General features: G+C 71.8%; 17 protein-coding genes. 6 read left to right on the top strand and 11 right to left on the bottom strand.

The features are described 5' to 3' along the window. Window positions 1–12: 12 nt before the first annotated feature. Window positions 13–837 (bottom strand): ABC transporter ATP-binding protein, encoded by an 825-nt coding sequence (locus OG798_RS23205; protein WP_257039678.1) that lies wholly within the window; start codon window positions 835–837, stop codon window positions 13–15. Window position 838: 1 nt separating this feature from the next. Further along, on the bottom strand, window positions 839–1,750 hold the full coding sequence (locus tag OG798_RS23200) for an ABC transporter permease (RefSeq protein WP_095854321.1): 912 nt from the start codon (window positions 1,748–1,750) through the stop codon (window positions 839–841). Between the two features lie 171 nt (window positions 1,751–1,921). On the opposite strand from OG798_RS23200, the gene OG798_RS23195 reads away from it, so the two are divergent. The 3 genes from OG798_RS23195 to OG798_RS23185 all read left to right on the top strand — a co-directional run bounded on the left by OG798_RS23195 (window position 1,922) and on the right by OG798_RS23185 (window position 4,655). After that, window positions 1,922–2,578: a TetR/AcrR family transcriptional regulator gene (locus OG798_RS23195; RefSeq protein WP_267062002.1), complete on the top strand. Its 657-nt coding sequence runs from the start codon at window positions 1,922–1,924 to the stop codon at window positions 2,576–2,578. Between the two features lie 210 nt (window positions 2,579–2,788). Next, on the top strand, window positions 2,789–3,982 hold the full coding sequence (locus OG798_RS23190; RefSeq protein ID WP_267062001.1) for a sensor histidine kinase: 1,194 nt from the start codon (window positions 2,789–2,791) through the stop codon (window positions 3,980–3,982). A gap of 25 nt (window positions 3,983–4,007) precedes the next feature. Beyond that, window positions 4,008–4,655, top strand: a complete 648-nt coding sequence (locus OG798_RS23185) for a response regulator transcription factor (RefSeq protein ID WP_095854324.1) — start codon at window positions 4,008–4,010, stop codon at window positions 4,653–4,655. 49 nt (window positions 4,656–4,704) lie between these two features. Here OG798_RS23185 and OG798_RS23180 read toward each other — a convergent pair whose 3' ends face one another. Continuing rightward, window positions 4,705–5,637, bottom strand: a complete 933-nt coding sequence (locus OG798_RS23180) for an ADP-ribosylglycohydrolase family protein (protein WP_328757624.1) — start codon at window positions 5,635–5,637, stop codon at window positions 4,705–4,707. 4 nt (window positions 5,638–5,641) lie between these two features. Continuing rightward, complete coding sequence (locus OG798_RS23175; protein ID WP_095854325.1) at window positions 5,642–6,256, bottom strand: TetR/AcrR family transcriptional regulator; 615 nt, start codon at window positions 6,254–6,256, stop codon at window positions 5,642–5,644. A gap of 117 nt (window positions 6,257–6,373) precedes the next feature. Between OG798_RS23175 and OG798_RS23170 the strand changes: the two genes are divergently transcribed. Continuing rightward, window positions 6,374–7,330, top strand: coding sequence for an oxidoreductase (locus OG798_RS23170; protein ID WP_267061997.1), 957 nt, complete (start codon window positions 6,374–6,376; stop codon window positions 7,328–7,330). A gap of 66 nt (window positions 7,331–7,396) precedes the next feature. On the opposite strand, the gene galE is transcribed toward OG798_RS23170, so the two are convergent. From galE to OG798_RS23155, 3 genes are all read right to left on the bottom strand, one after another. Then, complete coding sequence (gene galE, locus OG798_RS23165; RefSeq protein WP_095854327.1) at window positions 7,397–8,377, bottom strand: UDP-glucose 4-epimerase GalE; 981 nt, start codon at window positions 8,375–8,377, stop codon at window positions 7,397–7,399. A 67-nt stretch (window positions 8,378–8,444) separates the two neighbouring features. Next, a complete protein-coding gene (locus tag OG798_RS23160) occupies window positions 8,445–10,040 on the bottom strand; it encodes a glycosyltransferase family 2 protein (protein WP_267061996.1) in 1,596 nt (531 codons plus the stop codon). A gap of 55 nt (window positions 10,041–10,095) precedes the next feature. Next, window positions 10,096–11,376 (bottom strand): glycosyltransferase 87 family protein, encoded by a 1,281-nt coding sequence (locus OG798_RS23155; RefSeq protein ID WP_267061995.1) that lies wholly within the window; start codon window positions 11,374–11,376, stop codon window positions 10,096–10,098. Between the two features lie 108 nt (window positions 11,377–11,484). Between OG798_RS23155 and OG798_RS23150 the strand changes: the two genes are divergently transcribed. After that, on the top strand, window positions 11,485–13,014 hold the full coding sequence (locus tag OG798_RS23150; RefSeq protein WP_267061994.1) for a glycosyltransferase family 39 protein: 1,530 nt from the start codon (window positions 11,485–11,487) through the stop codon (window positions 13,012–13,014). Window positions 13,015–13,067: 53 nt separating this feature from the next. Here OG798_RS23150 and OG798_RS23145 read toward each other — a convergent pair whose 3' ends face one another. Beyond that, window positions 13,068–13,583, bottom strand: coding sequence for a MarR family winged helix-turn-helix transcriptional regulator (locus tag OG798_RS23145; RefSeq protein ID WP_121415972.1), 516 nt, complete (start codon window positions 13,581–13,583; stop codon window positions 13,068–13,070). 124 nt (window positions 13,584–13,707) lie between these two features. Here OG798_RS23145 and OG798_RS23140 point away from each other — a divergent pair, with 124 nt between their 5' ends. Continuing rightward, window positions 13,708–14,121, top strand: a complete 414-nt coding sequence (locus OG798_RS23140) for an organic hydroperoxide resistance protein (protein WP_095854330.1) — start codon at window positions 13,708–13,710, stop codon at window positions 14,119–14,121. Window positions 14,122–14,148: 27 nt separating this feature from the next. Here the strand turns inward: OG798_RS23140 and OG798_RS23135 are convergent, their stop codons facing one another. Genes OG798_RS23135 through OG798_RS23125 form a run of 3 tightly spaced genes read right to left on the bottom strand, consistent with a single transcriptional unit; the run spans window position 14,149 to window position 19,395 of the window. After that, window positions 14,149–15,759 (bottom strand): hypothetical protein, encoded by a 1,611-nt coding sequence (locus OG798_RS23135; RefSeq protein ID WP_095854331.1) that lies wholly within the window; start codon window positions 15,757–15,759, stop codon window positions 14,149–14,151. A gap of 46 nt (window positions 15,760–15,805) precedes the next feature. After that, window positions 15,806–17,176: a hypothetical protein gene (locus tag OG798_RS23130; protein WP_328760068.1), complete on the bottom strand. Its 1,371-nt coding sequence runs from the start codon at window positions 17,174–17,176 to the stop codon at window positions 15,806–15,808. An 8-nt stretch (window positions 17,177–17,184) separates the two neighbouring features. Continuing rightward, entirely contained in the window at window positions 17,185–19,395 is a 2,211-nt protein-coding gene (locus OG798_RS23125) for a bifunctional glycosyltransferase/CDP-glycerol:glycerophosphate glycerophosphotransferase (RefSeq protein ID WP_328757623.1), read from the bottom strand. Window positions 19,396–19,397: the final 2 nt, after the last annotated feature.

Genomic DNA, 19,397 nt, shown 5'->3' with positions numbered 1-19,397 from the left:
CCGTAGTCGCCCCTACTTCCCCGTGAACTTCTCGTACTCCTTGAGCACGTCCTCCGTGGGCCCGTCCAAGCGAAGCTCACCGCGCTCCAGCCAGAGCACGCGGTCGCAGGTGTCCCGGATCGACTTGTTGTTGTGGCTCACCAGGAACACGGTGCCCGCGTGCTTGCGCAACTCCCGGATCCGCTCCTCGGAGCGCTTCTGGAAGGAGCGGTCCCCCGTGGCCAGGGCCTCGTCGATCATCAGCACGTCGTGGTCCTTGGCCGCCGCGATGGAGAACCGCAGCCGCGCCGCCATCCCGGAGGAGTACGTCCGCATCGGCAGGGTGATGAAGTCGCCCTTCTCGTTGATGCCCGAGAAGTCGACGATCTCCTGGTAGCGCTCCTTGACCTGCTCGCGGGACATGCCCATGGCGAGCCCGCCGAGGTAGACGTTCCGCTCACCCGTGAGGTCGCCCATCAGGGCCGCGTTGACGCCGAGCAGCGAGGGCTGACCGTCGGTGTAGATCTTGCCGTTCTCCACGGGAAGGAGGCCGGCGACCGCCTTGAGCAGGGTGGACTTGCCCGAGCCGTTGGTGCCGATCAGACCGATGGCCTCGCCGCGGTAGGCGGTGAAGGACACGTCCTTGACGGCGTGCACCTTGCGTACGCCCGCGGCCTTCTCGGTCTGCTTGCGCCGCAGCATGCGGTTGAGCGCGGCGGTGGCGCTGCCCCGTCCCGCACCGGTGCCGTTGACCCGGTAGACGATGTCCACGTGGTCGGCGACGACGGTGGGGACGAGCGCGCCGACGCTGCCGGCCGCATCCTGGGGCCGGGCGTCCTGCGTGAGGGTGTCAGCCATGTCAGCCACGTCCGTACGTCTCCTCGGCCTTCCAGAAGTAGATGAAGCCGCCGACTCCGGCGAGCAGTGCCCAGCCGGTCGCCAGCGCCCACACGTGGTGCGGCAGCTGGTGGGCGTGGAAGCTGTCGATCAGCGCGTAGCGCGTCAGGTCGATGTAGACGGCGGCCGGGTTGCTCTCCAGCGCGACCATCGCCCAGTGCGGCATGTGGCTGTGCTTGAGCGTCGAGGCGATGCTCCACATGACACCGGAGACGTACATCCAGGTGCGCAGCACGAACGGCATGAGCTGTGCGATGTCCGGCGTCTTGGCTCCCATCCGCGCCATGATCATCGCCACGCCCGCGTTGAAGACGAACTGCAGCGTCAGGATCGGCACGACGAGCAGCCACGACGCGCTCACGGGAATGCCGAAGCAGAGCAGGATGACGACCAGCGCGGCCATCGAGAACAGCAGCTGCTGGAGCTGCTGGATGGCGTACGACACCGGCAGCGCGGCCCGCGGGAAGTGCAGGGCTCGGACCAGGCCGAGGCTGCCGGAGATCGCCCGGGTGCCCGCCATGATCGAGCTCTGTGTGAAGGTCCAGATGAAGACGCCGGTGACCAGGAACGGCACGAAGTCGGGCACGCCGTGCTTGGTGCCGAGCAGCACACCGAAGATGAAGTAGTAGACCGCCGCGTTCAGCAGCGGGTTCGCCACCTGCCAGACCTGGCCGAGCTTCGCCTGGCTGTACTGGGCGGTGAGCTTGGCGGTGGCGAAGGCGGTGATGAAGTGACGCCGTGCCCAGAGCTGGCGGACGTACTCCGGCAGGGTCGGGCGGGCGCCACTGACGGCGAGGCCGTACCGGGCGGCGAGCGCCGCGGGATCGTCGGTGGGGGGAACCGACGTCGGCGGTGTGTGGAGGACCTGGCTCACATCCGCTGCTTTCGCTCGGGGGGTGGGATGCGCGGGCCGTCCTTGACGTTTCTTAACTGCCGCTTTGCCAGCTACTTACGTCGGGACGGGACCGTATCGTCGCAACGCGAGACTATGGCTTCTTGACGTCGGAACGCAACCGTTTCGTCGTAACGCCCTATGCTGGAAGGCATGACGACGAACGCCGACACCACGAGTGCCGCCGCGAACGCGGGGAGTGCCGCCGGGAAGGCCCCGCGTCGTAGGGCTCCGGCGGGGGCGGCCGTGCTGCGCGAGGACGTGACCGAGGCGATCCGGGCCGCCGTCTTCGAGGAGCTCGCGGCCGTCGGCTACGCCCGGATGTCCATCGAGGGCATCGCGCGCCGCGCGGGCGTCGGCAAGACGGCGGTGTACCGGCGATGGCGTTCGAAACTGCACCTGGTGCTCGACGTGGTCTCCGCCATAGCGGTCCAGGGGCTGCCCGTCCCCGACACGGGCTCCCTGGAGGGCGACCTGCGCCTGCTGTACGAGGTCACCTCCCGTGCGCTGCGCCACCCCGTGGCCGGCCAGATCATCCCGGACCTCCAGGCCGAGGCGGCCCGCAACCCCGACATCGCGGACGCCATGCAGAAGGCGCTGCGAGAAGGCCAGCAGGGTGTGGCGAGCGGGATCGTCGCGGCGGCGGCCGCGCGGGGCGAGGTGCGCGAGGGGATCGATCAGGAACTCGCGCTCGACCTCATGTCGGGCCCGCTGTACTGGCGGGCGGTGGTGGTCCGCGGGCCCAAGCTGCCGAAGGGGTACCTGGCGAGCCTGGCCGGGGCCACGGCGGCGGCGCTGCGGGCGTTGTGAGGACGCCTGTCCGACGGGCGGGCATGGTGCGGGCACCTGTCCGACGGGCGGGCATGGTGCGGGCACCTGTCCGACGGGCGGCGAGTTCGGGCGCCTTTCGAAGCCGCTCAGGCGGCGTGCTGGCCCTCCTCACGGCCTTTGAGAAGGGTGCTGCACATCGCCCGGTCACCTGTTCGCCTACGGGGACTGCCGTTCGCCTAACCTGTGGCCATGCGAGAGACGGTGCGGCAGGCGGCGCGGGCCACGGCCGGTCTCGTCATGTCCGCCGCGCTGGCCTTCGGCACGATCCTCTTCATCACCGTGCTGCTGATCACGGCCACGCTGACGCTCGCGGTCGTCGGCGCCGGGCTGCTGCCTGAGACGGTGCTGCTGATCCGGCGGATCGCCGGGGCCAAGCGGAACCTGGTGGCCCAGTGGACGGGCAAGGTGATCCCCGAGGCCTACCAGCCCATCGAGGGCCCGCTGCGGCAACGACTGCGCACGGCGGTCCGCGGCCCCGGCACGCTCGGCGACTTCCGCTGGATGATCTGCCACTACGTCTACGGCTTCCTCGGACTGCTCACCGTCCCGCTGTGGCTGCTGGGCCTGCCCGTCGACGGCGTACGACAGGGGCTGCTCGGCCGTTCCCCGCTCGTCCTGCCGCTGATCGGCCGGCTCGCGGACCTCGACGCCGCCTGGTCCACCGCCCTGCTCGAACCCTCCCCGGAGGCGCTGCTCGCCGTCCGGATCGAGGAGCTGACCGAGACCCGCGCCGGTGCGATCGCCGCGCATGGCGCCGAACTGCGTCGCATCGAGCGCGACCTGCACGACGGCACCCAGGCCCGGCTGGTCTCCCTGTCGATGCGCATCGGTATCGCCAAACGGGCCTACGAACGCGACCCGGAGACCGCACTCAAACTTCTCGAGGACGCGCAGAGCCAGGCCGAGGAGGCGCTGACCGAGCTGCGCCACGTCGTCCGCGGCATCCACCCGCCGATCCTCACCGACCGGGGACTGGCCGGCGCCGTACGGGCGCTCGCCGCGAGCAGCGGGCTGGACGTCACCGTCGTCGTGGACGGCTTGGAGGACGGGGCGCAGAGCGGGTCCCGGGCCCCGGCGGCGGTCGAGGCGGCGGCGTACTTCGTGGTCGCCGAATCGCTGACGAACGCCGCCAAGCACAGCGGATCCGAGCGCGCCGAGGTGCGGCTGGTGCGCAACCGGGGCGGCCTGAGCGTCCGGGTCGCCGACGAGGGACGGGGCGGAGCCGGGGGCACCTCCCAGGCTCTCGGCTCCGGCGGAGAGGCGGGTGGCTCCGGGCTGCTCGGGATGCAGCGACGCGTGGCCGCGCTCGACGGGACCCTGCTGATGACCAGCCCCGTCGGGGGGCCGACCGTGATCGAGGTGGAGCTGCCGTGCGTGTGGTGACCGGGACAGTGGAGACGAGGCCGCCGTGCGTGTGGTGATCGCCGAGGACAACGCCCTCCTGCGGGAGGGGATGGTGCTGCTGCTGACCTCCGCCGGGCACGAGGTCGTGGCCGTCGCGGGCAGCGGCCCCGAGGTGCTGCCGGCGCTTCTCGAGCACCGGCCGGACGTCGCCGTGCTGGACGTCCGGATGCCACCGGGCTTCCGCGACGAGGGCCTGCGCGCGGCCCTGGAGGCCCGCAAGGAGATGCCCGGCCTGCCGGTGCTCGTGCTCTCCCAGTACGTCGAGGAGTCGTACGCCGCCGAGCTGCTCGGCGGTGGTGCGAGCGGGGTCGGCTATCTGCTCAAGGACCGGGTGGGCCGGGTCGACGAGTTCCTCGACGCGCTCGACCGGGTCGCGACGGGCGGTACGGCTCTCGACCCCGAGGTCGTCACCGAGCTCCTCACCCGGCGTCGTGACGACCCGCTCGACACGCTCACGCCCCGCGAGCGCGAGGTCCTGAAGCTGATGGCCGAGGGCCGCGACAACACGACCATCGCCAAGACGCTGGTCGTCACGGAACGCGCCGTCAGCAAGCACATCGGCAACGTCTTCCTGAAGCTGGGCCTGCCGCCGAGCGACAGCGGCCACCGCCGGGTGCTCGCGGTACTGGCGTACCTCAACAGGGACGCGTAAGCCGTACCCGGTACACACCGGGTACGCGTCGGCTCCCGGCGGCCGGCACTCACCCCGCCAGCCGCCGGGCCAGCCCGACGAGTTCGGCCGCCCTCAGCACCCGCCCGCCGAACCCCGGCAACGGCACGTGCAGCGCCGCCACCCACGGTCCAGGAATCCCGTCCACCCCGTAGACGGCTCCGGCCAGCCCACCCGTGACGGCGGCGACGGTGTCCGTGTCGCCGCCGAGATCCACGGCGGCCCGCACGGCGTCCTCGTACGAGCCCGTGCTGCGCACCGCCCACAGGGCGGACCCGAGACAGGGCCACACCGCGCCGTTGAACTCCGTGGCCTGATCCGGGTGCCAGGCGTCGGCGAGGACGACGGCGTACCGAGCCCGGTGGTCGGGATGCACGGCCTCCAGGACGTCCGGTACGGCGGTGACCGGATCGCCGCCGTCGAGCGCGACCCGGATCAACTCGTGGAAGATCGCGGTGCCTTCCCACGCCGCGCGGTCGCCGTGGGTGAGCGCGGCGATGCGGCGGCCGGCCTCCATGGTGGCGTCCCGCCCCTGTCGCGCGAAGTACACGGCGGACGTGGCCGCCCGCATCAACGCCCCGCTCCCGGCCGCGCGTTGGCTGACCTGGAAGTGCAGGGCCGCGGCGAGGTCCCAGGGGTCTTCGCCGGTGAGCACGGCCTCGGTCTGCAGGCCGATGTCCTTGGGGTCGGCGGCGGCCCAGCGCCGGAATCTGCGGAAGATGTCTGGGAGTTCGAGGGCGTCGTGGTCCGTCAGGGACTCGCCGACGAGCACCGCCATCTGGGTGTCGTCGGTCGCCTCGCCCGGGGCCCAGCCGCCCCCTCCGCACATTTCCCCGCCTTGCCCGGCGACGGGGAAGCGGGCCGAGAACGCTCCCTCGGGCCCGAACTCGAAGGGCGCGCCGAGGGCGTCTCCCACGGCGGAGCCGAGAACGGTGCCGACGGCGCGTTCTTGAGGGCGGGGCACGGGATCAGCGCGGTGCGGGGGAGTCCGGGGCACAGCCGCGGAGGGTGTGGGCGATGACGTGTTCCAGGTCCCTGTCCAGGGTTGCGCTGGGCAGGGTGACGCTGACCGCGAGCCGCGCGAAGCCGTTGAGGGTGCTGAAGATCGGGATGGCGATGGTTTCCAGGGGTCCTTCGCGGACCTCGCCCCGGCGCTGGGCCTCCGTGATGAGTTCCGCGGCCAGGCCCCCTATGCTCTGGGCGGCCTTGACCAGGGCCTCGGACGCCTCCGGGTCGTGCTTGACGGCGAACATGAGGTCGAGGAGTTCCGCGTTGGCGGTGGCGAAGCCCACGTAGGTGCGGGCCAGGGCGCCGAGCCGGTCGGCGAAGGACTCGCCCGCGGTCTCCTGCGACGCGGTCAGGGTGGCCAGGAGCCGTTCGAAGCCGGCCAGGGCCAGCGCGTCCAGCAGGGCCTGCTTGTCCTTGAAGTGTCGGCTCGGGGCCGCGTGGCTGACGCCCAGGTCGCGGGCCAGTTCGCGCAGGGACAGGGCGCCGGGGCCCTTCTCCTCGAGGGTTTCCTCGGCGCGGGTCAGCAGTGCGGCGCGCAGGTCTCCATGGTGGTAGCGGCGAGGGCGGGTCTGCATGCCCGACAGTCTATCCGGTATGTAACCGGCGACTACATTGTTGGCGCTGTCAGCTTTGTTGGCATCGTCATCATTGTTGTCGTTGACATCATTGTTGTCGACGTCTACATTCAGGGCATGGCTACCAAGCACTCGGCTGACCAGAACAGCAAGTGGAACGCGGGCGACATCGGTGACCAGCGCGGCCGCACGGCCGTGGTCACCGGCGCCAACAGCGGGCTCGGCATCGCCACCGTCGACGCCCTCGCCCGGGCCGGCGCCCATGTCGTCCTCGCCGTGCGGGACCCCGAGCGCGGCGAGGCGGCCGCCCGCACCGTCAACGGAAGCGTCGAGGTGCGCCGACTGGACCTCGCGGACCTGGCGTCCGTGCGCGAGTTCGCCGCGTCCTGGCGGGGCGAACTCGATCTGCTGATCAACAACGCGGGCGTCATGAACATCCCCGAGGCCGGCACGAAGGACGGCTTCGAGATGCAGTTCGGGACCAACCACCTGGGGCATTTCGCCCTGACGAACCTGCTGCTGCCGCACCTCACCGACCGGGTGGTCACCGTGTCCTCGGGGGCGCACAAGATGCCCGGCACCCGTATCCACTTCGAGAACCTGAACCTGACCGGCGAGTACTCGCCCGTCGCCGCCTACAACCAGTCCAAGCTCGCCAATCTGCTGTTCACCCTGGAACTCCAGAGCCGGCTGGCCGCCGCGGGTTCGTCCGTACGGGCCCTCGCCGCGCACCCCGGCTGGGCCGCCACCTCTCTCCAGGGCCGGGACGCCAGTGTGCTGCGGCGCACGCTGATGGCGGTGGGCAACCGGTTCATCGCCCAGGACAACAGGGCCGGCGCCCTGCCGACGCTGTACGCCGCGACGCAGGACCTGCCCGGCGCCAGCTATGTGGGACCCGACGGGCTCGGCGAGATGCGCGGCGCGCCGACACTGGTCGGCCGCTCGGCCGCGGCCAGCGACCCGGTGTCCGCGGTCCGCCTGTGGGCGGCCTCCGAGGAACTGACCGGCGTCACCTTTCCCCGGCTGGAATCCGAACAGAGCCAGAGCCGGACCCCGCAGACCGTCTCCGTCTAGGTCCGGTCCGCCGGACAAGGCCTGGGCGGACAAGGCCTGGGCCGACAGGATCTGGGCCGACAGGCGCTACGAGCGCGCCGCGCCGGGGTGCAGTCGTACCCACCCCGCCCATGCCGACGTGATCATGTCCTGCACGTCGTACTTCGCCGTCCAGCCCAGTTCCACCGCGATGCGGTCGGCGGAGGCGACGACGCGCGCCGGGTCGCCGGGGCGGCGCGGTGTGGTGACCGCGGGACGGTCGTAGCCGGTGATCGCGTTGATCCGGTCGATCATCTCGCGGACGGAAACGCCTTCCCCGCGGCCGATGTTGAGGGTCAGGTCCCGCCCGGGGGAGGCCTCGAGGGCGCGGGCCGCCGCCACGTGGGCCTCCGCCAGGTCCACCACGTGGATGTAGTCCCGAACGCACGTCCCGTCGGGCGTCGGGTAGTCGTCACCGAAGATGCGCGGCGGCGCGTCCTCCGTGAGCTTCTCGAAGACCATGGGGACGAGGTTGAAGACACCGACATCGGCGAGTTCGGGGGTCGCCGCCCCCGCCACGTTGAAGTAGCGCAGCGACGCCGTGGAGAGGCCCGTGGCGCGGCCCGTCGCACGGACCAGCCACTCGCCCGCCAGCTTCGTCTCGCCGTACGGGCTCATGGGTGCGCAGGGGGTCTCCTCCGTCACCAGGTTGACGTCCGGCATCCCGTAGACCGCGGCGGAGGACGAGAACACGAAGGAGCCGACGGACGTCGCCGTCACCGCCTCCAGGAGAACCCGCAGGCCCTCGACGTTCTCGCGGTAGTAGTGCAGCGGGAGGTCGACGGACTCACCGACCTGCTTCTTCGCCGCGAGGTGGACCACGCCGGTGATCGCGTGCTCCTCGATGGTGCGGGCCAGCAGCTCGGCGTCCAGCGTCGAGCCGACCACCAGCGGTACGTCGGAGGGGACCCGCTCGGCGATGCCCGTGGACAGGTCGTCGTAGACCACGGCCTGCTCGCCCGCGTCCCGCATCGCGCGCACCACGTGCGCCCCGATGTAGCCGGCGCCGCCGGTGATCAGCCAGGTCATGAACGGTCGTCCCCTCGGGAGTGTGATCGGTGTGAGGTCGGTGTGAGATCGATGGGTCGGTGTGACATCAGTGAAGCAGGCGCTTGAGCCGGCGGCGTACCACGTCGGTCATCCCTCGTAGTCCGGGCGCCAGACGCAGCGCCAGCGCCCCCGCGTGGGTGCGGTACGGCTGCACCAGCAGGACGCCGTACCGCAGGTTGGGGATCGCGCGGCGGCGCAGCAGGCCCCCGCCGCCGACCGCGTGCGCGGTGACGTCCCGGCTCGAACCGTCACGGTAGTGGACCCGCAGCCGCAGGTCCCAGGTGCCCGAGCCCAGCGCCGACAGGTCCACCGGCAGCTCGCCCGACCAGGTGGCCCTGTCCGCGTCCGGTGTCAGCTCGACCGGCAGGCTCAGCCCGATCCGGCCCTCGTCCCGGTGCGTGAACTCCACGTCCGCCGAGGCCGGACCGGCCTCCGCGAGCCGTCCGTACAGGTCGTGCAGGCGCAGCCGCAGCCGTGCCGCACGCGCGTGGGGACGCAGTTCCGCGTCGACCGCGGCGGGCAGCACCTGCGGAGGGCGCTGCAGGTAGTGGTCCAGCGTGACCTGCGGGAGGTCGTCCGACCAGACGGGCGTGCCGTCGGCGGCGCGGGCGTACGGCGGCCGCAACTGGGCCGGGCGGGCGGCGAGTTCCTTGAGGCGCGGCAGGTCGCGGGGCTCTTCGGAGGCGAGCACGACACGGGCGATCAGCCGGCCGGGGGCGGTCGGGTTGACGGTGAAGTCGCTTGCGTCGAACGTCGACAGGTACGTGCGCGTGAGCTCCCACCAGGACCGCCGGTAGTCGGCGTCGCGCAGTTCCAACTCGCGGACGTACATGCGCAGTTCATGGTCGAGGAACTTCGCGTTGGCGGCCCGGGCGAGCTGCTTCTCACCGGCGCCGAACAGGATCTCGTAGGCCGTGCGGTGCGCCTCGGTGCGGGAGCGCCAGTTCTCGATGTCCGCGCGGTCCAGCGAGATCGACAACTGCTGGGCGCCGCGCCGCACATGCCACACGTACACCGTGTCGGGGATCAGCGCGATGCGCGGCCCGGCGGCCAGCACGCGCGCGGTGAACACGAAGTCCTCGTAGGGGTGACGGCCCTCGGGGAAGCGGATCGCGTGTTCACGAAGGAAGTCGGTTCGGTACAGCTTGTTGACGCACAGCGTGTCGTGGACCAGACGGGGCCGCTGCGTCGGGTGGGGGATCAGCGCGGGCTTCGCGTAGAGGTCGCGCTCCCAGGGGACCTCGCGGCCCGAGGGCAGTTCGCGGCGTACGCACAGACCCGCCGCGACCTCCGTGCGCTGTTCCCGCGCCGCTTCGAGCAGCGCGTCCACGGCGCCCGGCGGTAGCACGTCGTCGCTGTCCAGGAACATCACGTACGGAGCGGTCGCCGCGTCGATCCCGTCGTTGCGGGGGCTCCCGCAGCCGCCGCTGTTCTCCGAGCGGCGTATGACCTTCACGCGCGGCTCATCGGCGGCGAGGCGGTCGAGGAGGTCGGCGCTGCCGTCGGTCGAGCGGTCGTCGACGGCCAGCACCTCCCGGACGGCCGGCCCCTGAGCGAGTGCCGAACGCACCGCGTCCGTCACGTGGTCGGCGTCGTTGTAACCGATGACGACGACACAGACCTGCGGGTCGTGAGGTTTCATAGGATCCACGGGACGAAATCGTAGGACTTGACAGTAATTTTCCTTTAAGAGGTACTTAGTGTCTGGTCCGGAAGACGACAGGAATCGGGTGGGGGTGCCGTTTCTGCGCGTCGTTTTTCGGCCGATCCACCACGAGCACGGGAAGTCCGGAGTGCCAGAGTCGGGTGAAGGACAGCACCGCCGCGGCCGCCAGCAGACCGTTGCGGATGAGCATGAGCAAACAGCCCGTCCAGGTGCTGTCGATGACCTCCCCGTACAGGGCGGGGTAGGCGACGGAGCTGACCGCCGTCGCCGCGACGACGAGCGCCGCCACCGGGCGCTGTGTGGTGTGCCGCGAGGTCAGGCACACGGCGGCCAGACCGAGCAGCCACACCATGTACTGGGGGCTGATCACCCGGCTCGTCACCGTGAACATCAGCACGGCGGCGAGTGCGGCGTCGCAGGGGGTCGCCGCCGTCCAGTGCCGTGCGCGCACCCGCCACAGCAGCAGCAGCGCGAAGGACACGGCCGTCAGGGCGAGCGAGAGGGTCGCGACGGTGTGGACGTAGGGGCCCACGAACTCCATCGCGCCGTACTGGTAGCGCACGCTGCCGGGCCAGCCCGCGTGGCGCGCGAAGCCGAGCACGGTGCCGCCGAGCGACTCGATCTGCACGCCCCGGCCGCCCTGCTGGCGCAGGAAGTCGAAGGGGTCGCTGAAGGCCGTCGCGAGGACGGCGAGCAGGGTGACCGCCGCGAGCGCCGCCGACGTCCAGGCCTCCCGGGTCGTACGGCCCCGGGGCGTGCCGATGAGGGCGAGCGCGGGCCAGACCTTCACCAGGGCGCCGAGCGCGGCGAACGCGCCGCCCGCGCGCGGGGAGCGCTTCATGGCCAGCAGGGAGACGACGGCGAACGCCGTGACCTGTACGTCGTAGCGGGCGAGCGGGATGTGCAGGAGCAACGGCAGGCTCAGCGTCCACAGCGCCGCGCCGCGCAGGCTGCGGCCGGGTCTGCTGCCCGCGCGTGCCAGGGCCAGCGCGATCACGGCGTCCGCGAGGAGCGTCAGGGCCACGAAGGCCTGCAGGTACGTCAGGCCCGGCAGCAGCCCGGGCGAGAGCAGTACGGGGCCCGCGCCCGGCGGGTACTGCCACAGCCGGTCGCCCACCGGATAGGCGCCGTGCGACAGGGTCTCGTACCAGCGGAAATAGAGGTGACTCGCTTCGCGGGTGACCCCGCCGCTGCCCAGCACGGAGAGGTTGTCGTGCGCGAGCAGCCACAGCATCAGGGCGCGGGTCGCCATCCAGGCGGCGGCGAGGGGGAGCAGACGGGATCGGCCTCGGGGGCTCAGGTAAGCGCTCATCAAGCCCGGATCGTAAGCTCTCGGATGCCTCACGAGAGCCGATATGACATCAAAGGTTAACGAAGATTAGTTAATAGTAAGAAATGGGACATGGGGGTAAGCGTGTTAATGAAACGGTCCGGTGACGGCCGCCAGGAGGCTGCGGAGGCCTCGGGGGTCTCGGTCGAGCCCGTGGCGCGGGTCGTCGCCGTGGTGCTGCCCGTGCTCGTCATGCTCACGCTCGGGCTCTGGAGACTCGACCGCGGGGGCATGTGGCGCGACGAGGCGGCCACCTATCAGGTCGCGCGGCGCTCGGTTCCGCAGATCTGGCATCTGTTGCACCACGTCGACGCGGTGCACGGCCTGTACTACCTCTTCATGCATCTTGTCCTCGCCCCCGTCCCGGGCGAGGTCGCCCTGCGTCTGCCCTCGGTCGTCGGCGCCGCCGCGACCGCGGGTCTCGTCGGCGCGCTCGGGGTCCGTCTGTGCAACCCCCGTGTCGGCCTCTGGGCGGGACTGCTGTACGCGGTCACCCCCCTGACCGGGCATTTCGCCCAGGAGGGCCGCTCGTACGCCCTGGTCGCGGCCGGGGCGACGGCGGCGACCCTGCTCCTCGTGCGGGCTCTGCGCGGGGGGAGGGGCTGGTGGGCGTACGGCGTGACCGTCGCCGTCACCTGCCTGCTGCACGAGTTCGCCGTGTTCCTCCTGCTCGCGCACGGGACGACCCTGGCGCTGACGCGGATGCCGTGGCGGGTGTGGTGGCGATGGGGCGTCGCGGCGGGGGGCACGTTGCTCGTCCTGGCGCCGCTCGCGCTCGTCTCCCACCGGCAGTCGGCGCAGGTGGCATGGCTGGCGGTGCCGAACCGCAAGAGCGTGGACCACCTGACGCACGCGTTCCTCAGCCAGGCCCAACTGGTGTTCGTGCCCTACGTGTTCCTGATCGCACTCGCCCTGTGGCGCCCGTTCCCGCGGCGCGGCGAGGTGAACCTCGTGTCGGTCGCCCTGCCGCTGCTGCTGGTCCCGCCGGCGGTCCTGATCGCGGTCTCCCGCTTCCGGCCGCTGTACGACGAGCGGTATGTGCTCTACGCGCTGGCGGGGGCGCCGCTGCTGGCCGCGGCGGGGGCGGAGCGGCTGACCGGGTGGGTGTCCCGGCTGCCGAGCGCCGCGGCTCCCCGCCTCGTCGCCCTCGCCGGTGTCCTCGCCATCTCCCTCGTCCTCGCCGTCCAGTTCCCCCTGCTCCGCAAGGACCGCGACCCCGCACACCGTCCCGACAACCTCGCCGCCGTCTCCGCCGCCGCCGGCTCCGAACTACGGCCCGGCGATCCGGTGTTGTACATGCCGTCGCTCACACGTCGTTCGGCGCTGGCCTACCCGGCGGGCTTCCGCGGGGTGCGCGACGTCGCCCTGAAGACGTCCGCCATGGCGTCCGGGACGCTGTACGGGACCGAAGTGGGCCCGCGCGAACTGCGCAGCCGGCTCGAGCGGCTCGACCGGGTGTGGCTGGTCTGCGAACCGTTCGTGTTCCGGCCGAACTGGCATCCGGACACCTCGGTCGCGACCGAGGAGACCAAACGCGCCGTACTCGCCAGGGAATTCACCCTGCGCGAGCAGATCGTCCGCAGGGGTGTCACCCTTCGCCTGTACGTACGCCACCGTTAGGACCCGTCGGGTGTACATACGCCACCGCTAGGACCTGTCCCGCGGATCGGACCCTAGGGAACGTCCGCGCCGGCCGCGTCCAGGGCCGCCGGGTCGAGCACCGCCGCGTCCAGCGCCGCCGTGAGCCGGTCGAGCCGCGCCTGCAGCTCCCGGATCTCCTCGAGGTGCGCACCCGTCGCCGCGGCGATCCGGCGCGGCACGCGCAGCGCACGCTCGCGCAGGGCCGTGCCCTCGTCCGTGAGATGGACGTGCACGGAGCGCTCGTCCACCGCACTGCGCTCCCGCCGCACCAGACCGGCCGTCTCCAGCCGCTTGAGCAGCGGGGACAGCGTCCCGGAATCGAGCCGCAGATGCTCGCCGACCTTCTTCACGGGCAGCTCGCCGTGCTCCCACAGCACCAGCATCACCAGGTACTGGGGGTAGGTGAGCCCGAGGTCCTTGAGGATCACCCGGTACACGCCCCCGAAGGCGCGCGAGGCGGCGTTCAGGGAGAAGCAGATCTGCTGGTCGAGACGGAGGTAGTCCCCGTCGGACGGGGCCTGGGTGCTCGGGGTCGGCATGGCGGTCATGACTCCAGGATAGCTCTTGCCCATCATTAAATTGTGCACAATTGAATTGCGTGCTCTAATTGAGGCCGTGAGGCGGTCGGACCGGCCGCCCCGGCAAGACCTTGACTTGAGAGGGATGGTCCCCATGGACGCGCTCTACACCGCTGTCGCCACCGCCACCCACGGCCGCGAGGGCCGCGCCGTCAGCTCCGACGGCAAGCTCGACCTGCAGCTGGCCGTCCCGGTGGAGATGGGCGGCAACGGCCAGGGCACCAACCCCGAGCAGCTGTTCGCCGCCGGCTACGCCGCCTGTTTCGCCAGCGCCCTCGGCCTCGTCGGCCGCGCCGCGAAGGTCGACGTCAGCGAGGCCGCGGTGACCGGCGAGGTCGGCATCGGCAAGCAGGGTGAGGGCTTCGGCCTGGCCGTCACGCTCCGCGTCGAGCTCCCCGACTCCGTGGACGAGGCCACCGGCCGCAAGCTCGTCGAGCAGGCCCACCAGGTCTGCCCCTACTCCAACGCCACCCGCGGCAACATCCCGGTCGAGCTCGTCATCGAGTAGTACGGGATCCAGTACGGGATCTTGTGATCACGCGTGACCCCCGTGCCCCTTCAGGGGCGCGGGGGTCACGCGCGCGAGGACCTCACCCGTGCGTCGGCTCCAATCCACCACCGTCGCCTCCTGCGGCACCCGACTCCACCGCGTCAGCAACAGCCACCGCACGTGATACCGCCGCACCACCGCGGAACGCCGCGCCCGCGTCGACGCGGGGTCGAGGTACCCCCGGACGGCCGCGAGCCGCCGCACCCGCTCCCGTTCGTCCAGTCCCGCGTCCGGCCACACGGGCGCGGCGAGGTTCGGGCCGTAGCCCGGGATCAGACGGGCGGCGTAGTACCCGTCGGCGATCACCACCTCGCCGGGCTTGATGTGCCGCGCCGCCCAGTCGTACGAGGGCCAGCGCGGCGGCTGGTCGAAACTCACCGGATCGAGTGAACGCGGTACGACGGCACCGGCCTGCACCGTGAGGAAGCCGACGCAGGCGCCGACGGCCGCCACCGCCCCCAGCGCCCGCCGCCACACCGGCCACGGCCGCGCCGCCGCCAGCTCGATCGCGAGCGCGAACTGCGGCGCCAGGAGCGCGAGTCCCAGGATCCTGCCGTAGGTGTAGTGCCCGCTGACCCAGCCGTACGCCACCACCAGGCAGTCCAGCGCGAACATCAGCACCAGTGGGTCCCGCCAGGAGCGTCGCGCGCGCAGCCACAGTGCCGGTACCCCGATCAGTGCCAGCCAGAAGTGCTCGGGCACCCCCTCGTACAGCCGCCGGTGCATCGCGTCCATGCTGTGGTCCCCGGGCAGCGCGAGGACGTCGAAGTACGGCCAGAGGTGGGCGACCATCAGTGCCGCCGCCCCCATGATCGCCCACCGGGCCGCCACGGCCGCCCGCCATCCCCGCTGCCACCCGGCCACGAACGCCACCGCCCCGAGCGCCGCCGCCGACGCGGTGATCGGATGGACGAGCAGGATCAGGCCGTAGAGGACGCCGAGCCCCTTGTACCCGGACAGACTCCGCAGCCCGCTCGGGCCGACGTACCGGACCGGGCCGCAGATCCCTCCCGCGAGCGTGCCCGTGAACGCCCAGGCCCAGAAGGTGAGTCCGATGGCGAACGTCGACGGATAGCCGAGGTTGCCCGTCAACGACATCAGCCCGAGGTAGCCGCTCGACCAGGCCCGCTCGGTGCCCCACAGCAGCACCATCGCGAGCAGCGCGCACACCGGTGCCCAGGGGCGGCGGGGCGCCAGGACGCGCACGAAGCGGCCGATCCCCGTGAGCAGCACCAGCAGGTTCAGCGGCGCCGAGAGCCGGACCACCTCCCAGCCCGCGAGGCCCGTCAGCCGGGCGAAGGCGCCCTGGGCCACGGTGTACGGCGAGTAGAAGGGGCTGCCCTCGCCCGGCAGGTCCGCCGTCGGATGGGCCGGATGCAGGAGGTTCGCCTTGAGGCGCTCGACGACCGCCGCGTGCTGGCCGAAGTCGCAGCACATCGGCACCCGCCAGGAGGCGAGGCACAGCACCAGCCAGAACAGTCCGCCGAAGACCTGGTAGGGCGTGGGGCGCCAGGGGGTGCCGCCGCGCAGCGCGGTCGCGCCGCGGGCGGTCCGCCGGACGGGGAGGCCGACCTCGGCCTGAGCTGTTCGGGTCATTTGTCGTATATGCCCACCGAAGCCAATGGCTTTGCCGAACTTCACCTCATCGAGCGACTCCGGCGTCCAGCTCGGCGCCCGTCCCGGCGCCCATGGCGGTGTTCGGCCCCGCGTCCGTCCGAAGCGGGCCCGGCACCGTGTCGAGCCCCCGCACCCGCGGCCGTACGACCTGTTCCAGCAGCAGCGGAAGTCCCACCACCGGCAGCACCCACGCCAGCACGATCAGCCGGTCGCCGTAGATGTTGATGTCGGGCTGTCCGGCCTGGTCGAGGACGCCGGTGAGCGCGCCCGCGACCAGGAACACCCCGAAGGCCGGACGCTGCCGCAGCGCGCCCCAGGCCCCGGCCTGCAGGGCCGTCGGGAAGAACGGCTGCCCGAGCTCGCGACGCAGCGACTCCACCCAGAAGTTGACCTCCAGGTCCAGGAACTCCGGCCACGGGCGGCTGCGGTCGGGCCGGGAGAAGTGGGCCGTGAGCAGGTCCTGGAGGGACTCCGACTCGGACGGGTAGCCCAGCACCTTGGCCGCGAGCAGGGTGACGGCGACTCCGCAGGCCGCGACCACCCCCACCTCGCGCAACGGCCGCGCGAGCCTCCGCAGCGGTTGCCGTAGTCCGCCGCGCCGGATGCCGAGCACCGCGCAGGCGCCCGCCAGGCACAGCCCGAGGAACAGCGCCTGCGCGTGCTTGACGGCGAAGAGCGCGGCCAGGGATCCGCCGACCAGCGCGGTCGCGGCCCGCGTCCGGCCCTCCAGAGCGAGTGCGCAGCCCCACAGCGCGGCCAGTGTCAGGGCCAGCAGCAGGCCCTCGGGCATGGGCCGCATGGCGGTCGTGCCGCACGGCAGGACGTAGAAGAGGGCCTGTCCGGTCAGCGCGGCGACGGTGGGGGCGCGCAGGGTGCGCAGTACCAGGAAGGCGAGTACGCCCCCGGTGACCGTGATGAGGACACTCGACGTCCACAGGCCCCACTTCACGCCGAGGACGGTGATGAAGGGGACCAGGAAGACCGGGTAGCCGGGGCGCGCCTCGAAGATCCGTATGAAGCGCGGCGGCATGAACGGCACGGTGTGGCCCGCCGTCTGCCCGGCGCTCAGCCGCTTCGACACCCACCCCCACTGGTCGCGCCGGCACTCCTCGACGACCCGCCCGGCGGGGCTCGGCTCGCGGAAGTGGACGACGTCGACGCTCTGGTCGCGGCGCGCGAGGGACGCCCGGCCGGCGCAGGCGTAGTCGATGGTGGCCGCGGCCGCCTCGTGCTTGCTCGCGCCGCGCAGACTCAGGGCGTACGAGAGGTAGTTCTTGGTGTCGGGGGTGTCGCGGCCGGTGACGTTCGCGAGCTGGAGCAGGGCGAAGGCGGCGGCCAGGACGACCACCCAGAACCGAGGCGGGCGCGGCTTCACGAACGGGCCCACGACGGTCATGAGGGCGCTCACGACGACGTGAGGACGTGGTGTCCCGCCTGCGCGGGCACCACCGCAACCGCCACCGGGTGCGCGACGCGCTCGCCGAGCATCAGCGTCCGTACCACCCGCTCGGCCGCCCGCCCGTCGTCGAACGCGCAGAACCTCGTCCGGAACCCGGACCGCAGCCGTGCCGACTCCTCGTCCCGCCAGGCCCCGGACGCGAACAGCCACGCCAGCTCCCGGTAGGAGCGGGCCACATGGCCCGGCGCGTCGGCCGTGATGTCGAAATACGCGCCCCGGCTCGCGGCGTACGCGCCCCAGTCGTCCGCGTGGATCACGATCGGCCGGTCCAGGTTGGCGTAGTCGAACATCAGGGCCGAGTAGTCCGTGACCAGCACGTCGGAGGCGAGCATCAGGTCCTCGACGTGCGGCTCGTCGGTCGCGTCGAGCACGACCCCGCGCCGGTGCAGCTCGGACAGGCCCATCCCGCGCGAGGGGCCGTCCGTGAGCGAGGGGTGCAGCCGTACGAGGAGGGTGTGGCCCTCGCCGAGGTCGTCGGCGAACCGGGCGAGGTCGATCCGGTCGACGAGTCCGCCGCGGACGTAGTCGCGGCGCGTCGGCGCGTACAGCACCACCCGGTGGCCGGCCGGGATGCCGAGGCGGGCGCGGACCGCCGCACCGTCCTCGGGCCGGGCCCGTACGAGGACGTCGTTGCGGGGGCTGCCGGTGCGCAGCGAGGTGAAGTGGCAGGGGTAGGCGCGGTCCCAGACCAGTTCGGAGTGGCGGTTGGCGACCAGGCTGTAGTCCCAGCGGTCGGCGCGGCGCAGCATCTGCGGCACGTCGAAGCCGTGCCGGGCACCTGGCTTGTCGCGCAGGTCGGCTCCCATGTACTTCAGCGGGGTGCCCTGGTGGGTGTGCACATGGACGCTGCCCGCGCGCTTGACCAGGGTGCCGGGCCAGTTGACGTTGTTGACCAGGTACGTGGCGCGGGCGGTGACCCGGCGGTAGCCGAGCGAGTCCGGCAGGACGTACTCGACGCCGGGCGGCAGCAGCGGCGCCTGGTCCTCGCGCACCACCCACACCCCCCGGACGTGCGGGGCGAGTTCGCGCGCCGCGTGGTAGATCGCGCCCGGGTCGCCGAGCACCCCGCGGTGCGAGAACGCCGAGTACACCGCGAGGTCCGGGTCCAGCGGCCGGTGCTCGTGCGCCGCGGACCAGCCGCTCTTGACCCGGGTGGCCGCCACCTTGCGCACCTGGAGCCCGCGTCGGCCGAGTTCCGCGCCGAGTCGGCCGGACTGGCGCCGGGCGAGGTAGGTCACGTAACCGCCCTGGAGGACGCGCAGTTCGCGCGGCACCGGGCCGCCGCCCTTGTGCTTGCGGAAGAGGGCGGCCGTACGCCGGAAGAACTCGCCCTTGTCGGACGCGGGCAGCCGGTCCGGCTTGGCGAGGATGTCCAGACAGTGCTCGCCCATCTTGCGGTGCAGGAACGGGCGCCAGCTCGACAGCCGCGGGCGGGAGTCGACGAAGGCGAAGACCCGCTCGTACTGGTCGTGGATGTCGAAGTGCTTGCGGCTGGTGGTGGACAGGATGTTGCCCTGGCGGCGCTGCCGGTAGTTCAGGCAGATCCGGTCCAGGGTGGCGATCCGCTCTGCGCTGAGCAGGACCGGGAACGTCCAGGGGGTGTCCTCGTAGTAGCCGGGCGGGAAGGTGAAGCCCTCCCGCTCGACGAACGCGCGGCGGTGGACCTTGTTCCACACGACCATCAACAGGTCGAGGATCTCCGGGTGTTCGGCGGCCGTGAAGCAGCCGTCGCCGCCCTCGGCGAGCACCTGCGCGAGGACGTTGCGGCGCGTACCGCCCCACCAGTAGGTGCGCGCGTAGTCGAAGACCAGCACATCGGGGTCGGCCGTCTCGTCGAGGCGGTCGGCCATGGCACGCAGGGCGCCCGGCGTGAGGGTGTCGTCGCTGTCGAGGAAGAGGAGGTAGTCCCCCGTCGCGTACGGCATTCCGGCGTTGCGGGCGCGGCCGAGGCCCACGTTCTGCGGCAGGTGCAGCACCCGCAGGCGCGGTTCGCGGGCCGCGTACTCGTCGAGGATCGCGCCGCAGCCGTCCGGCGAGCAGTCGTCGACCGCGATCACCTCGATGTCGGTGTACGACTGATCCAGGACCGAGTCGAGGCACTCGCGCAGAAAGCCCTGCACCTTGAAGACGGGCACGATGACGCTGAAGCGGGGCACGT

Source organism: Streptomyces sp. NBC_00271, assembly GCF_036178845.1.
GTDB lineage: Bacteria > Actinomycetota > Actinomycetes > Streptomycetales > Streptomycetaceae > Streptomyces.
Note: the sequence above shows the minus strand (reverse complement) of the source record. Positions and strands in the feature narration are given on the sequence as shown.

What these genes read in the sequence shown, in the direction of transcription:
- OG798_RS23205 (WP_257039678.1), bottom strand. Translation starts at nt 837, where the DNA reads ATGGCTGACACCCTCACGCAGGACGCCCGGCCCCAGGATGCGGCCGGC.
- OG798_RS23195 (WP_267062002.1), top strand. Translation starts at nt 1,922, where the DNA reads ATGACGACGAACGCCGACACCACGAGTGCCGCCGCGAACGCGGGGAGT.
- OG798_RS23190 (WP_267062001.1), top strand. Translation starts at nt 2,789, where the DNA reads ATGCGAGAGACGGTGCGGCAGGCGGCGCGGGCCACGGCCGGTCTCGTC.
- OG798_RS23175 (WP_095854325.1), bottom strand. Translation starts at nt 6,256, where the DNA reads ATGCAGACCCGCCCTCGCCGCTACCACCATGGAGACCTGCGCGCCGCA.
- OG798_RS23170 (WP_267061997.1), top strand. Translation starts at nt 6,374, where the DNA reads ATGGCTACCAAGCACTCGGCTGACCAGAACAGCAAGTGGAACGCGGGC.
- galE (WP_095854327.1), bottom strand. Translation starts at nt 8,377, where the DNA reads ATGACCTGGCTGATCACCGGCGGCGCCGGCTACATCGGGGCGCACGTG.
- OG798_RS23160 (WP_267061996.1), bottom strand. Translation starts at nt 10,040, where the DNA reads ATGAAACCTCACGACCCGCAGGTCTGTGTCGTCGTCATCGGTTACAAC.
- OG798_RS23155 (WP_267061995.1), bottom strand. Translation starts at nt 11,376, where the DNA reads ATGAGCGCTTACCTGAGCCCCCGAGGCCGATCCCGTCTGCTCCCCCTC.
- OG798_RS23150 (WP_267061994.1), top strand. Translation starts at nt 11,485, where the DNA reads ATGAAACGGTCCGGTGACGGCCGCCAGGAGGCTGCGGAGGCCTCGGGG.
- OG798_RS23145 (WP_121415972.1), bottom strand. Translation starts at nt 13,583, where the DNA reads ATGACCGCCATGCCGACCCCGAGCACCCAGGCCCCGTCCGACGGGGAC.
- OG798_RS23140 (WP_095854330.1), top strand. Translation starts at nt 13,708, where the DNA reads ATGGACGCGCTCTACACCGCTGTCGCCACCGCCACCCACGGCCGCGAG.
- OG798_RS23135 (WP_095854331.1), bottom strand. Translation starts at nt 15,759, where the DNA reads ATGACCCGAACAGCTCAGGCCGAGGTCGGCCTCCCCGTCCGGCGGACC.
- OG798_RS23130 (WP_328760068.1), bottom strand. Translation starts at nt 17,176, where the DNA reads ATGACCGTCGTGGGCCCGTTCGTGAAGCCGCGCCCGCCTCGGTTCTGG.